The following is a 13,548-nucleotide window of genomic DNA, read 5'->3' on the forward strand; positions in this document are numbered from 1 at the left end:
CATCGGCCCCTCCGGCCTCGCCGGCCCCAGGGAGCCGGGTCGGCCGGGAGATGTCCGCGGTGCGGAAGGTCCTGGCGGCCCGCAAGGTCCCGACCGGCCTTCGGGCGCTCAGGACGACGTGCCCGGACGGCCACCGCGCATACCGCTGCCGCGTTCCTCCGTCGAGGACACCGGACTGCCGCTGCCGACGCCGGTGCCCGCCCCCGCACCCGAACCCCTAGTCCTTGAGCACCGGGTCCTGAAGTCGCTGCTCGGCGCCTGGGCGCTCGCCGCGTGCTCGGCACAGGAGACGGCGGCCGTCGAGGAGCACCTCGGGGACTGCGGCTCCTGCGCGGACGAGGCGCTGCGACTGCGCGAGGCGGTCGGCCTGTTGCACCCGGCCGAGAGCCTCGACCTCGACCCGGCGCTGCGCACCCGCGTCCTGGAGGGCTGCCTCGGACGGCGCCCACCGCGTATTCCGGTGCCCGACTGGGCGGCTCCGTACGACGCGGAGACCGCGCGGCTCGACGCGCTGCTCCAGGACATAGGCGACGCCGAGTGGCACGCGCCCGTACGGCTGCGCTGGTTCGAGGGCGACGGGCCCATCAGCCGCCGTACGACCGTCGCCGGGGTCATCGCCCATCTGATCACCGTCGACGGCCTGGTCGCCGTCGCGCTGGGCCTGGAGGACCCGCTCGGCGCGTCCCCGCGGGAGGCGACTCCGGCGGCCCGCACCGAGGCGTACTGGAACGCCTCGCACTTCCCGCCCACCCGTTCCGTGCGCGGGCCCTGGCGGGAGCAGAGCCACAACCTCGTCCGTACGGTGTCGTTCGCGGGCGGGGGCTCCGGGCGCCTGCCCGTGCAGTACGGCGCCTTCGAGTTGCCGCTGAGCGACTCGATGCTGGACCGGGCCTTCGAGTGCTGGGTGCACGCGGGGGACATCGCGGAGGCGGTGGACTATCCGTACGACCCGCCGGCCCCGCGCCATCTGCACGGCATGATCGATCTGGCGGCCCGCATGCTGCCCGCCTCGCTGGCCGAGCGGCGCCGGGCGGGGCTCTCCGCGGCGCCGCCCCGCCATCTCGTCGCGGCGGGTGCGCCCGGGCGGAGCCTGCGTCTGGAGATCGAGGGCTCCGGTGGCGGCGAGTGGCTGATCCCGCTCGACTCTCCCGGCGCGGTTGCCTCCGCCGAGCGCGAGGTCGCCCATGTCGCGCTGGACGGTGTGGAGTTCTGCCGGCTGGCGGCGGGGCATGTGTCGCCGGAGGAGGCTGCGGCGGGGCAGGACGGGGACCGGGAGGCGATCAGGGATGTGCTGTTCGCTGCGGCGTCGTTGAGCCGGATGTAGACCGGCCGCGGATGGGCGGGCGTTGGGGTTTTCGCCCCCTCCGCCCCTTCCCGTCCCGTACCGGGGGCTGCGCCCCCAGACCCCCGCTTTCGGCCTGGACGGCCTCGTCCTCAAACGCCGGACGGGCTGAAACGATGGCCCTACGCGAACACCACCGTGCGGCGCCCGTTCAGCAGGATCCGTCGCTCCGCATGCCACTTCACCGCCCGCGCCAGCGCCTGGCATTCCACATCGCGCCCGATGGCGACCAGCTGGTCCGGTGTCACGCCATGGCCGACGCGCTCGACCTCCTGCTCGATGATCGGCCCCTCGTCGAGGTCGGCCGTCACATAGTGCGCGGTGGCACCGATGAGCTTCACGCCCCGGGCGTGCGCCTGGTGGTACGGCTTCGCACCCTTGAAGCTCGGCAGGAAGGAATGGTGGATGTTGATGATCCGCCCGCTGAGCTGCTTGCACAGGTCGTCCGAGATCACCTGCATGTAGCGGGCGAGGACGACGAGTTCGACGTTCTCGGCCCGGACCAGCTCCAGGAGCTGCGCCTCGGCCTCCGCCTTCGTGTCCTTCGTCACCGCGATGTGGTGGAAGGGAATGTCGTACGACCCCACGAGCTCCGCGAAGTCCGTGTGGTTGGAGACCACGGCCGCGATCTCGACCGGCAGCGCGCCGGTCCGCGCGCGGAAGAGCAGGTCGTTCAGGCAGTGCCCGAACTTGCTCACCATCAGTACGACCCGCATCTTGTCCTCGGCCCGGTGGATCTGCCAGTCCATGCGGAAGGCGTCGCCGATCGCCGTGAAGCTCGCGCGCAGCTTGTCCACCGTCACCGGCGCCTCCGCCGAGAAGTGGACGCGCATGAAGAACAGTCCCGTGTCGTGATCGCCGAACTGCTGACTGTCCTCGATGTTGCAGCCGGTCATGAAGAGGTAGCTCGACACGGCGTGCACGATGCCCTGCTTGTCAGGGCAGGAGAGGGTCAGGACGTACTGCTCGGCGGCGGGTGCTGCCCCGCGGACGGACTGCTCATTCATGCAGGACAGGGTCCCATACCGCCCACCTCGGACGGTCGGTCGTCCCGCCAGGCGGACCAGGTCAGGAGGCGGACCCGGCGCCCACCACCCGGACATGACGCGGGACCCGTCCGCCGGACGACCGGTCCGCCGGCGGACCGCAGGACCGCAGGACCGCAGGACCGCAGGACCGCAGGACCGCGCGGGCCTACGCCGACCGCGTAAGGATCTTCAGCACCTCAAGCGTGCGCGGTGGAATGTCGGGGTCCTCCCCATCGCTCACCGCGAGGCGCACGTGCGCGGCGCGCGCGGCGCCCACGGCGTCCGGCCAGCCCGGGTGGTCGAGGTAGGCGGAGACGAGGGCGTCGGGTCCCACCTGGTGCATGATCCGCAGGACGCGGAGCACGGCGGTGTCGACGAGCGCGGCCTCCTGGGAGTCCCGGAAGATCGTGCCGACGTATTTCTCGGCGGACCAGTTGTCCAGCCAGGTGTCCTCGACCAGGCGGTACACGGCGTCGGTGACGTCCCCGTACCCTTCGACGCCCGCGAGCCAGACGCCCCGCTGGAAGTCGGTGTCGGAAAGCATGTGCAGCGCGGAGCGCACATTGCTGCGCCAGCGCCACCACGGCATGTCGTTCAGTGGCATGTCGCCCATGGTGGAGGAGCGACGGCCGCGACGGGAAGAGTTCTCCGAACCTTGCACGGTCACCGATCGTACGTTCCTTGCGAAAAACAGATCATCCACCCCTGTAATTCACCTCTGAGTCACCTCATGTCGACCACCGGTCACTCCTGGGTTATTGATGTGACGGAATCGTGCATGTCCATGACCGGCAGGCGACGCACGCGCACCTCCTCTCCCGTCCTCCCCCGGCCTCTCAAGGCCACGCTGCTGTCCGCGGGCGCGCTGGTGGCGTGTGCGTCGGTCGCCGTCGGGTGTGGGGTCATCCCTGGTGTCTCGGGGGGCTCCGGGGATGGCTCCATCACCGTCATGACGTGGGCGCCCGAGGACACCGCCGCGACCAACAAGCCCGGCATGCCCGCCATGGCGAAGGCCTACGCCCGCTGGGTCAACAGCCAGGGCGGCATCAACGGCCACAAGCTCAACATCCTCACCTGCAACGACCACAACGACAGCGTGGACGCCGCCGGCTGCGCCCGGCGCGCCGTCAAGGAGAACGTCGTCGCGGTCGTCGGCTCCTACAGCCAGCACGGCCGCTCCTTCCTCGCCCCGCTGGAGGGCGCGGGCATCCCGTACATCGGCGGCTACGGCGTCACCGACGACGAGTTCACCAGTCCCCTGTCCTACCCCGTCAACGGCGGGGAGCCCGCGCTGCTGGCAGGCCTCGGCGAGCAGCTCGGCAAGACCTGCGGTCCGGTATCGCTCATACGTCCGGACACCATCGCCGGTGACGAGCTCCCGGTACTCCTCGACTCCGGCCTGAAGGCGGCGGCCCACTCGTCCGCCATCGACCAGCGGGCCGCCGACGACGCGACCGAGTACTCGCGTCAGACGCAGACGGCCCTGGAGACCGCGACCTCCGACCCGCTCGAGGACGGTTGCGTGGTGCCCGCGCTCGGCGACCGTACGGACACCTTCATGGACTCCTTCCGGCGCGACCGCGAGGACTACTCGAAGGTGGGCGTCGGCACGATCCTCGGCAGCGTCGACCAGTCGGTCATCAACTCCACCGGCGGCGCGTCGAGCCCGTACGAAGGCGCGTACGTCACCGGCTGGTACCCGCCCGCGAGCGACCCGAGCTGGGACGCGATGCGCAAGGTGATCACGGAGCACGCCTTCGACGACAACCGGGTCGACCCCGCGGACGCGGGAGTGCAGACCACCTGGATCGCGTACACCGTGCTGAAGAAGACCGTCGAGTCGCTCGGCGAGGGCGAGGTGTCCGCGCTCACGATCCGGCGGGCCCTCGACGACGGCCTCAAGGTGACCACCGGCGGCCTCACCCCTACCCTCAGCTGGCGTTTCGAGGACATGATCGCGGCCGTCGATTTCCCCCGCCTCGTCAACGCCGACGTCACCTTCCAGGTCGTCCGCAAGGGCCAACTGGCGGCGGCGCGCAAGGGGTTCGTCAACATGTCGAAGACGCTGGAGAGCGCGGACTAGGACTAGAACAGGCGGGGGTGACATAGGGCTGGCCTACGGCTGACCAAGGGCTGGCCCAGGACCTGATCCGCCGGACAGGACCTGGCCCGGGTCTGTTCGTCCGCGCCGGCCGATGACCGATCCCGCACCGGCCCCGCACCGGCTGCGGGGCCGGCCCCCGGCCGGCGGCACACACTGGCGCCAACCGGTCCCGGGCCGGCGCGGATCAGCGCGAACGCGAATCAACGCGGACCAGGACTCACAGCTGGGTTCGCGTGCGCTCCGTCAGTCCGTACGTCGACGCGATGGAGTTCCACAGCTTCGCGGCCTTCTCCTTTGCCGTGCTCGCCGTGCCGCTGTCCGCGTTGCCCGCCTGGCTCTGGCCCGTGCCGACGGCCCGGCCGTCCTTGCAGCCCTTCTTGCCGGCCGCCTGGTCGGCCCAGGCCGCGTAGTGGTTGTCGGCCGACTCGGAGGCCTTCCAGCCGTTGGTGAGCTGGGTCGTCAGCTCGGCGTGGTTCGGGAGTTGGTCCAGCGCGAGGGCGTCGAGCCGGGTGACCAGCTCGCCCCGCTGATTGGCCGCGTCCCGCAGATCACTGGCCGCCTGGCCCAGGTTCTTGCACGCCGTCACGTCCGCCACGGCGTTGATCACCGAGTCGCGGCTGGCGTTGGCGTCCGCGAGAAGCTTGTCCAGCTCGACGGCCTGCGCCTTGGCCGAGTCGGCGGACGCCGACGCCGAGCCGTCCGTGGCGGGAGCCGTCGCCGACACGGTCGTGCTGTTGTCCTCGCTGTCGTCGCCTCCGCCGCTGCTGAGCATGGCGCCGGCACCGATGCCGAGCACGGCGATGCCGATGCCGACCGCGGCGATCAGGGGGACACGCGAACCGCTGCGTCCCCCGCGGCCGCCACCGCCACCGCCGTCATTCGCGCCCGCGCGCCGTGCGGCGGCCCGTCCGCCCGGCGCTCCGGGCCCACCCGGGGCTTGCCCGGCGTACCCGCCCGGGCCCTGCGCGCCGTACGCGCCTGGAGCTTGTGCCCCGTACGGTGCGGGTGCCCCCTGCGGGGCCTGTGCGCCGTGCGGCGCCGACGGGTCGAACCGCGGCAACTGCTGCGTCCCCGGGGGCCCCTCCGGCTCGCTGCGGAACAGGTTGTCGAACTCCGCCGGCGGCTGCCGGTCCTCCGGCTCGCCCGGACGTATCCCGTACGGCGGCGCCCCGCCCGGCTGCGCGGGAACCGGAGCGATGTACTGCGTGGCCTGAGCGTCCGGGTGCTCGGCGGGAGGCAACGGTCCTGCGCCCCCCTGCGACTGTCGCCCAAGGAACTGGGTGGCGCCGGCCTGCACCTCGGGCGGCAGCGCCCCTGGGCCGACCGGGGGGATGTACTGGGTGGCACCCTCGTCGGGCGCGGAGGCGGCGGGCGGGATGTGCGGTATGTACTGCGTCGCACCCTCGTCGGCGGCCGGAGCGGGTGGAATGTGCGGTATGTACTGGGTCGCACCTTCCGGGGCGGCGGGCGGCAGCGGCACACCCGCCACACCCATTCCCACGCCCGCGCCCTCCGGCGGCAACGGCTGCGCGGCGGGCGGCAAGGACGATGAGGGCGCAGACGGCGACGAGGCCCCTGCGGCACCGTATCCACCGTGCCCCTGCGCTACGCCGCCGTCATGACCCTCGTACGAAGGTGCCGACACGCCCCCGTACGACGGAGCTTGAGCGCCCCCGTACGACGGACCGGACGCACCCTCCGGCGGCAACGGCCCGGCGCCGGGCGCCGACCGCGGCGCGAAGCCCTGCGGCTGCTGAGCCCCCTGCGAACCCGGCAACTCCTGATCCCCATACGCACCAGGCAGTTCCTGCGCCCCGTACGCACCAGACTGCTCCTGAGCCCCGTACGCACCAGACTGCTCCTGAGCCCCGTACGCACCAGGGCCAGGCGGCGGCTGGGCCGGGCTGTCGCCCCAGCCCGGCCTCGGTTCCGGGGGAATCCAGCCCTGGGTCGCGTCGGGAGTGCCCCACTCCGGGGCGGGGGCGCCCGACTGGGCGGCTCCCCAGGTCTGGGTACCGTTCACCGGCGCTCCCCATCCCGGGTCAGGCTGCTGTTCCGGCTGCGGGGCGGGCGCGGCCTGCTGATCTGGACCCCACGGCCGGTCCCAGGCCTGGCCGCCCGCCGGGGTCGTACGGTCGCCCGTCGTACCTGGCAGCAGGGGCGCACCGCCGTCGGAGGGCAGCACGATGCCTTCGCGCGCGGGTCGCGACGAAGGCTCTTCGCCCTGTCCACTCTGCGTCACCGGGACTCCTACGAATGGGGGACCTTCGGAATCATCGGCTCACGCTACCGGGTCCCCACAACCCGATGCCACGCAGCACAGAGCGAGAGCCCTACCCTGTGACCGCAGTAACAAAACCGCACCCCATCGCGGTGTATCTTCCCCTCCCCACAACGCCCTTGATCGTTTCCCGTGCGTTCACGCCCCGGACCTGCGAACGTCGTTCACGCAGCCGCCTGCAAATCCATGCGTGCCCCGAACTCCCGTACCACCGGCTCGTCCTGATACGGCTCCAGGCGTTGCTGGAAGTCCTCCAGGTATTCGGCGCCCCGGTTGGAACGCAGCGTGCCGAGCAACTCGACGGCGCGCAGCCCGGTGTGGCACGCCTGCTCGATCTCGCGCTGCTGGACCTGCGCGGTGGCCAGTAGTACATAGCCGATCGCGCGCCGCCTGGCCTTCGACTCGGGAAGCCCGGCGAGGGACTCCTCCGCGTAGCGCGCGGCAGCCTCCGCCTGGCCGAGGTCCCGGTGGCAGTGCGCCAACTCATCGGCCAGATAGGCCTCGTCGAAGTGCGCGATCCACGTCGGGTCGTCCCCGGAGGCCGAGTCGGCCGCCTCCAGGGCACTGACGGCCCGTCCCGACGCCGCCTGGGCGGCACGCGTGTCGCCCAGCAGCGCGTGCCCGCGCGCCTCGGCGGCGTGGAACATCGACTCCGCGCGCGGAGTCACCCGCCCGCGCGCCCCTTCCTGCGCCGCGCGCGCCAACTGCGCGATCTCGCGCGGGTTGCCGAGCTGCGCCGCCAAGTGGCTCATGGACGCGGCCAGTACGTACCCGCCATACGCCCGGTCCCCGGCCGCCTGGGCGAGCCGCAGCGCCTGGATGTAGTAGCGCTGGGCGAGGCCCGGCTGGCCGGTGTCGATGGCCATGTAGCCCGCGAGTTCCGTCAACCGGGATACGGCGGCGAACAGTTCACGGCCGACCGCCTCCCGGTAGGAGCCCGCGAGCAGCCCGGAGACCACGCTGTTCAGGTAGTGGACGACGACCGGGCGTACATGCCCGCTGCCGTACTGATGGTCCAGGTCCACCAGCGCCTGGGTCATCGCGCGGACCGCCGCGACATCCGACACCCCGACCCGCGGGCCCGCCGAACGCGCCACCTGGGAGTCCGGCGAGGAGATCAGCCAGTCGCGGCTGGGCTCGACGAGCGCGGAGGCGGCGACCGACGAGCCGGAGAGGAAGTCCCTGCGGCCCACATCACTGCGCCACAGCTCACAGACCTGCTCGATGGCCCCCAGCACGGTCGGCGAGAACTGGAGACCGACACCGGACGCGAGGTTCTTGCCGTTCGCCATGCCGATCTCGTCGATCGTGACCGTACGGCCCAGCTTGCGGCCGAGCGCCTCGGCGATGATCGCCGGAGCCCGCCCACGCGGCTGCTGTCCGCGCAGCCAGCGCGCCACGGACGTCTTGTCGTACCGCAGATCGAGACCGTGCTCCGCGCCGCACATGTTGACCCTGCGGGCCAGCCCGGCGTTCGAGCAACCCGCTTCCTGGATGAGCGCCTGCAGTCGTTCGTTCGGCTGCCGCGCGACGAGCGGCCTTGCGGCCATTGGCGTACCCCCTGTGGCTGTGCTGCGATGCCTGTCCACGCACCGAGTTGACGTGTCCTCAGCGGCCGAACTCAGGAAAGGAAGAGCGAAAGAACAGGAACAGCGAAAGAACTCGGCCATGAAGATCAATGCCCCGCAGACACAGCGAAGATGCGAGACATGTGAGGATTGCCGGGGTAAAGGCCGTGGCCCAACCCCTCACGTGGTTACCCAGCCCCCGCCGCGATTCCCCATGCGCGCCCCCACCCATGCATCCATGCGCCCCACATGCGGAATCGATGCCCCTCCCCCGCGCGCGCGTCCCCCGTAACCCGAGGTGGACGCGGGAGTTGTGTTCCACGTGGACGAGACCATCGCAGGCACCGAGACCGCCCAGATCCCCAAGCAGCGCGGCGAATCGCTGCAGGACACCGCCGTGCGCTATGCCGAGGAGCGCCACTGGGACGTGTTCCCCGGCACCTGGCTGGAAGCAGTCGACGGGGTGCATCACTGCTCCTGCGGCGATGCGGCGTGCCCCGCGCCCGGCGCGCATCCGGCGCGTGAGGACTGGGCGACGCAGGCCACGGGCAGTGCGACCGTCGCGCGCCGGCTGTGGGCGAAGCACCCCACGGCATCGATCCTGCTGCCCACCGGGCGTACGTTCGACGCGATCGACGTGCCCGAGACCGCCGGGTTCCTCGCCCTCGCCCGCATGGAGCGCATGGAGCTGACCCTCGGGCCCGTCACCTGCACCCCGGACCGGCGCATGCACTTCTTCGTGCTTCCGGGCGCCTCCGCGAAAGTCCCCGACCTGGTGCGGAAGGCGGGCTGGCCGGCGGCGTCCCTCGATCTGGTCGCGCTGGGCGAGGGAGCGTATGTTGCGGCGCCGCCTACGCGGTTCGGGTCGCGGGGGGCTGTGCAGTGGGCCTGTCGGCCCACCCCCGCGAATCGGTGGCTGCCTGATGCCGAAGAGTTGATCTCGCCCCTCGCTTACGCCTGCGGGCGAGAAGGCCGCCGATAGCTCCCGCAGGTCGTTCTTCGACTGCGGGCTCGCTGTGGCTGGTCGCGCAGTTCCCCGCGCCCCTAAAAGCAGGGAGTTGGCCCTTAGGGTGCTTCCATGACCCAGGGATCAGCAGGCGCCGTCGTGCCCGCCGTACGCGTGCGAGGGCTCTGGAAGCGGTTCGGGGAGCAGGTCGCTGTCGCCGGGATCGATCTGGAGCTGCCGGCGGGGCAGTTCATCGGACTCGTCGGGCCGAACGGGGCCGGGAAGACCACCACCCTCTCGATGGTGACCGGGCTGCTCAGGCCCGACCAGGGCACCGTCGAGGTCGTCGGGCGTGATGTGTGGAGCGACCCGGTGGAGGTGAAGGCTCGGATCGGTGTCCTGCCCGAGGGGCTCCGGCTCTTCGAGCGGCTCTCCGGGCGCGAACTCCTCGGCTACACCGGCCGGTTGCGAGGCCTGCCCGGCGCAGAGGTCGACAAGCGCGCCACCCAACTCCTGGACGTACTCGACCTCGCGGGCGCCCAGCACAAACTCGTCGTCGACTACTCCACGGGCATGCGCAAGAAGATCGGTCTGGCCTGCGCCCTCCTCCACAACCCCGAAGTCCTCTTCCTCGACGAGCCGTTCGAGGGCGTCGACCCGGTCTCCGCGCAGACCATCCGCGGCGTCCTGGAGCGGTACACGGGATCGGGCGCCACCGTCGTCTTCTCCTCCCACGTCATGGAACTGGTCGAGTCGCTGTGCGACTGGGTCGCCGTCATGGCCGCGGGGCGGATCCGCGCGCACGGCCCGCTGGCGGACGTAGTCGGCAGCGCCCCCTCCCTCCAACAGGCCTTCCTGGAACTGGTCGGCGCGAACAGCCGCGCCGCCGGTGCCGACCTGGACTGGCTGGGCGGCGGAGCACGATGAGCGCGAAGACCGGCGCACCCGCCGCCTCGATCACCAACGCCGCTGTCTCCGCCACGTCGATCACCCCCGTCGTCGTACGACTGAAGCTGTCGCTCCTGCGCAACGGACTGCGGCAGTCGGGCGGACGACGGGCCGCGTACGTCGCCTCCGCCGTCCTCGTCCTCCTCTTCGCCGCCCTCCAACTGCTCGGCCTGATCGCCCTGCGCGGGAACGCGCACGCCACCGCCGTCGCCGTACTTCTCCTGGCGCTCCTGGCACTCGGCTGGACCGTGATGCCACTGTTCTTCCCCAGCGGCGACGAGACGCTCGACCCGACCCGCCTGGTGATGCTGCCGCTGCGGCCACACCCGCTGGTACGGGCGCTGCTCGCGGCCTCACTCGTCGGCATCGGGCCGCTGTTCACGCTGTGCCTGCTCGTCGGATCCGTGATCGCCGTGGCGCACGGCGCGGCGGCGTACGTCACCGCCGTCGTCGCCGTGGTCCTCGGGCTCCTCGTCTGCGTGGCTCTCGCGCGCGCCGTCGCCGCCGCCAACATCCGCCTGCTGACCAGCCGCAGGGGCCGTGACCTCGCCGTGCTGAGCGGCCTGGTCATCGCGGTCGGCGCGCAGGTGGTCAACTTCGGTGCGCAGCGGCTCAATTCGTCCGGCGGGCTCTCCGAGCTCGACGCGGTGGGCGATGTGCTGAGCTGGGTGCCGCCCGCCTCCGCGATCGGTGCGGTGCATTCGGTGAGTGAGCGGTCGTACGGGATCGGGGTCGCCCAACTTGCCTTGAGCGCGGCCACGTTGGTGGGGCTGCTGGCACTCTGGTCCCACCACCTGACCCGGCTGATGACCTCGCCGGACGGGTCGACCCTGCAGGCGGCGGAGCCGGCGGCGCGGGAACGGGGATCCTCGGGCCTGAGCCGACTGCTGCCGACCGGCCGCACCGGGACCGTCATGGAGCGCAGCCTGCGGTACGTGTGGCGCGACCCGAAGACCAAGGCGGCGTGGGTGACCTCACTCGCCATCGGACTGATCGTGCCCGTGTTCAACGCCCTGCAGGGCACCGGCTCGATCTACTTCGCCTGCTTCGCGGCCGGGATGCTCGGGATCCAGATGTACAACCAGTTCGGACAGGACACGTCCGCGTTCTGGATGGTCGCCATGACGATCTCGTCCACGCGCGACGCGTACGTCGAACTGCGCGGGCGCGCGCTCGCGCTGCTGCTGATCACCCTCCCGTACACGGCCCTCGTGACCGTCCTGACGACCGCACTGCTCGGCGACTGGCCCAAACTGCCCGAGGCGCTCGGCCTCTCCTTCGCGCTGCTCGGCGCGATGCTGGCGACCGGTGCGTGGTCGTCGGCCCGCTTCCCGTACTCGATCCCCCAGGAGGGCTACAAGAACGTGGCCCCCGGGCAGGCCGGACTCGCCTGGATCGCGATCTTCGGCGGCATGGTCGCGGCGGCCCTGCTGTGCGCCCCCGTCATCGTCCTGACGATCTGGCTGAACGTGTCCGCGGACGGGAACGAGTGGACGTGGCTGCTGCTGCCGTTCGGCGCCGCGTACGGAGCCCTGCTCACGGTGGCAGGGCTGCGGATGGCGGCGCCGCGGACGGCGGGGCGACTGCCGGAGATCCTGGTGGCGGTCAGCAAGGGCTGACCGCCGGAACGGACCGGACCGGAACGGAACGGAGCGGGGCGGGGCGGAGCGGGGCGGAGCGGACCGGAGCGGACCGTCGGCCATCAGCTCACTCCGAGTTTCCGGCCGCGGCGGTCAGCGAAGGGGCCGGGCAGGCACCGGCTAGCCGGTGAGAACCCCGTCAAGGAACGGTTCGATCGCCCCGCGCCACGCGTCCGGCTGGTCGTAGTGCACGAGGTGGCCTGCCTCGGCCACCTCCGCGTACTGGCCGTTCGGCAGGACGCGGACCATCTCCTGGGACTCGGCCCGGCCGAGCTCGCCGTCGAGACCCCGTACCACCAGAGCGGGGCAACGGACCTGCGTGAGTTCCTCCCAGTGGGCGTCGTACACCCAGGTCTGGCGGGACTTGAGCATCTGCGCGGGTTCGAAGACCGGGCGCCAGCCGTCGCCCGACTCGTGCATCACCTCGGCGTAGAACTCGCCGCGGGACGGGTTGGGGCGCTCCACCCAGGGGTCGTCCTCGCCGAACCACTTGCGTACGTCGGCGAGCGTGGCGAAGGGGACGGGCCAGGCCTTGAACCAGTCCTCCCACTCGCGCTGCGAGGCGGCGCCCAGCGCAGACGCCCGCATGTCGCAGATGATCAGGCCGCAGACGAGATCGGGGCGCTTGGCGGCGAGCTGCCAGGCGGTCAGGGCGCCCATGGCATGGCCGATGAGGACGGCCGGGGCGAGGCCGAGCTGTTCGAGAGCGGCCTCGGCGTCCTCGACGTACGCCTCGCGGGTGTAGGCGGCCTCCGGCGGCTTGTCGCTCTGGCCGTGGCCGCGCTGGTCGAGCGCGACGGCGCGGTGTCGTTCGGAGAGCCAGCGGGCGGTCGACGCCCAGTGGGAGGCGCGGCCCATCAGGCCGTGCAGTAAGAGCACGCCGGGCGCACGGGAGACCTCCTCGGACCCGGCTCCGATCTCAGGCCCGGTCCTGGTCTCAGCCCCCGCCGCGGTCTCAGCCCCGGTCGCGATCTCAGCCTCCGCCCCGGTCTCCGCCCCGGTCTCGGACCTGGGAGGGGCGATCCTGGGATGGTCGGTCCTGGAGGGATCCGCCTTGGGCTTGGGAGGATCGGCGAACTCCCAGGCGGCCAGGCGTACGCCCCCCGCTCCCGTCACGTCGATGCGCCGCACCACAGGTAATGGCACCCCCCTAGCTCGCTCGGACCGCCTCGCTCCCGCTCGAGCCGACCGGTCCACCCGTACCGATTCCTACCGCTGTCGTACCGCTGCTCCTGCTGCTTCTGCTGCCCGCTTGCACTGGATTGCCGCCGGCTGGTGCTGATTGCTACCGGCTGCTGTCGGCTCCCGATCTACGTGTGCTCCTGGTACCCCGGATATGCCGTCACGTTATCGAATGAGGATTCGAGAATGCCCTTCTCGGGCGCAACACCCCTCATTCGAGTGACCCATCTCAAGGATTGGCCGCCGACGCCGAGGGGAGATCTTCAGCGGGGGGCGGGCCGCTCGGGGAAGCCGGTCCGAAGGGAATGACCCTGGGAGCTCGGGGCTCCGGGTCAGTACAGGGGAGGACAGGCCCCGGCGCCATTCGGTGCCGGGGCCCTCTCCACGTCTACGGCACATCCTTCCGCCCCCTCCCCGACCGCGCGCCCTCGCTCTCGGACACGGTCAAGAGCTCTCAGGTCATATGCCTCACGCGACAGCCTCGCACGCAAATGGTCCCAGCGCTGCGA

The 13,548-nt window shown here is 71.5% G+C and carries 10 protein-coding genes; 5 read left to right on the plus strand and 5 right to left on the minus strand.

Annotated elements, in window-relative coordinates:
* Nucleotides 1-118 precede the first annotated feature (118 nt).
* On the plus strand, nucleotides 119-1,324 hold the full coding sequence (locus AB0N66_RS12755; RefSeq protein WP_365432746.1) for a maleylpyruvate isomerase N-terminal domain-containing protein: 1,206 nt from the start codon (nucleotides 119-121) through the stop codon (nucleotides 1,322-1,324).
* Between the two features lie 140 nt (nucleotides 1,325-1,464).
* On the opposite strand, the gene purU is transcribed toward AB0N66_RS12755, so the two are convergent.
* Nucleotides 1,465-2,349, minus strand: coding sequence for a formyltetrahydrofolate deformylase (gene purU, locus AB0N66_RS12760; RefSeq protein WP_365432354.1), 885 nt, complete (start codon nucleotides 2,347-2,349; stop codon nucleotides 1,465-1,467).
* A 187-nt stretch (nucleotides 2,350-2,536) separates the two neighbouring features.
* A complete protein-coding gene (locus AB0N66_RS12765; RefSeq protein WP_365432357.1) occupies nucleotides 2,537-3,037 on the minus strand; it encodes a hypothetical protein in 501 nt (166 codons plus the stop codon).
* Between the two features lie 117 nt (nucleotides 3,038-3,154).
* Between AB0N66_RS12765 and AB0N66_RS12770 the strand changes: the two genes are divergently transcribed.
* Nucleotides 3,155-4,453, plus strand: coding sequence for an ABC transporter substrate-binding protein (locus AB0N66_RS12770; protein WP_365432360.1), 1,299 nt, complete (start codon nucleotides 3,155-3,157; stop codon nucleotides 4,451-4,453).
* A gap of 238 nt (nucleotides 4,454-4,691) precedes the next feature.
* On the opposite strand, the gene AB0N66_RS12775 is transcribed toward AB0N66_RS12770, so the two are convergent.
* Together AB0N66_RS12775 and AB0N66_RS12780 are read right to left on the minus strand one after the other, a co-directional pair.
* Entirely contained in the window at nucleotides 4,692-6,716 is a 2,025-nt protein-coding gene (locus tag AB0N66_RS12775) for a hypothetical protein (protein ID WP_365432363.1), read from the minus strand.
* 203 nt (nucleotides 6,717-6,919) lie between these two features.
* Entirely contained in the window at nucleotides 6,920-8,305 is a 1,386-nt protein-coding gene (locus AB0N66_RS12780; RefSeq protein ID WP_365432366.1) for a transcriptional regulator, read from the minus strand.
* Nucleotides 8,306-8,636: 331 nt separating this feature from the next.
* Here AB0N66_RS12780 and AB0N66_RS12785 point away from each other — a divergent pair, with 331 nt between their 5' ends.
* The 3 genes from AB0N66_RS12785 to AB0N66_RS12795 all read left to right on the plus strand — a co-directional run bounded on the left by AB0N66_RS12785 (nucleotide 8,637) and on the right by AB0N66_RS12795 (nucleotide 11,836).
* On the plus strand, nucleotides 8,637-9,305 hold the full coding sequence (locus tag AB0N66_RS12785) for a bifunctional DNA primase/polymerase (RefSeq protein ID WP_365432369.1): 669 nt from the start codon (nucleotides 8,637-8,639) through the stop codon (nucleotides 9,303-9,305).
* Nucleotides 9,306-9,401: 96 nt separating this feature from the next.
* Entirely contained in the window at nucleotides 9,402-10,196 is a 795-nt protein-coding gene (locus AB0N66_RS12790) for an ABC transporter ATP-binding protein (RefSeq protein WP_365432372.1), read from the plus strand.
* Complete coding sequence (locus AB0N66_RS12795) at nucleotides 10,193-11,836, plus strand: transporter (RefSeq protein WP_365432375.1); 1,644 nt, start codon at nucleotides 10,193-10,195, stop codon at nucleotides 11,834-11,836. The genes AB0N66_RS12790 and AB0N66_RS12795 overlap by 4 nt, the downstream gene beginning before the upstream one ends.
* Before the next feature lie 141 nt (nucleotides 11,837-11,977).
* Here the strand turns inward: AB0N66_RS12795 and AB0N66_RS12800 are convergent, their stop codons facing one another.
* Nucleotides 11,978-12,991 carry an alpha/beta hydrolase gene (locus AB0N66_RS12800; protein ID WP_365432378.1) on the minus strand — a complete coding sequence of 338 codons (1,014 nt, stop codon included), beginning with the start codon at nucleotides 12,989-12,991 and terminating at the stop codon, nucleotides 11,978-11,980.
* Between the last annotated feature and the right edge of the window lie 557 nt (nucleotides 12,992-13,548).

This window comes from Streptomyces sp. NPDC093544, from assembly GCF_040683495.1.
GTDB lineage: Bacteria > Actinomycetota > Actinomycetes > Streptomycetales > Streptomycetaceae > Streptomyces.

Excerpts from the sequence above, each read along its gene's own strand:
- purU (WP_365432354.1), bottom strand. The coding sequence starts at position 2,349 with ATGAATGAGCAGTCCGTCCGCGGGGCAGCACCCGCCGCCGAGCAGTAC.
- AB0N66_RS12770 (WP_365432360.1), top strand. The coding sequence starts at position 3,155 with ATGACCGGCAGGCGACGCACGCGCACCTCCTCTCCCGTCCTCCCCCGG.
- AB0N66_RS12780 (WP_365432366.1), bottom strand. The coding sequence starts at position 8,305 with ATGGCCGCAAGGCCGCTCGTCGCGCGGCAGCCGAACGAACGACTGCAG.
- AB0N66_RS12790 (WP_365432372.1), top strand. The coding sequence starts at position 9,402 with ATGACCCAGGGATCAGCAGGCGCCGTCGTGCCCGCCGTACGCGTGCGA.
- AB0N66_RS12795 (WP_365432375.1), top strand. The coding sequence starts at position 10,193 with ATGAGCGCGAAGACCGGCGCACCCGCCGCCTCGATCACCAACGCCGCT.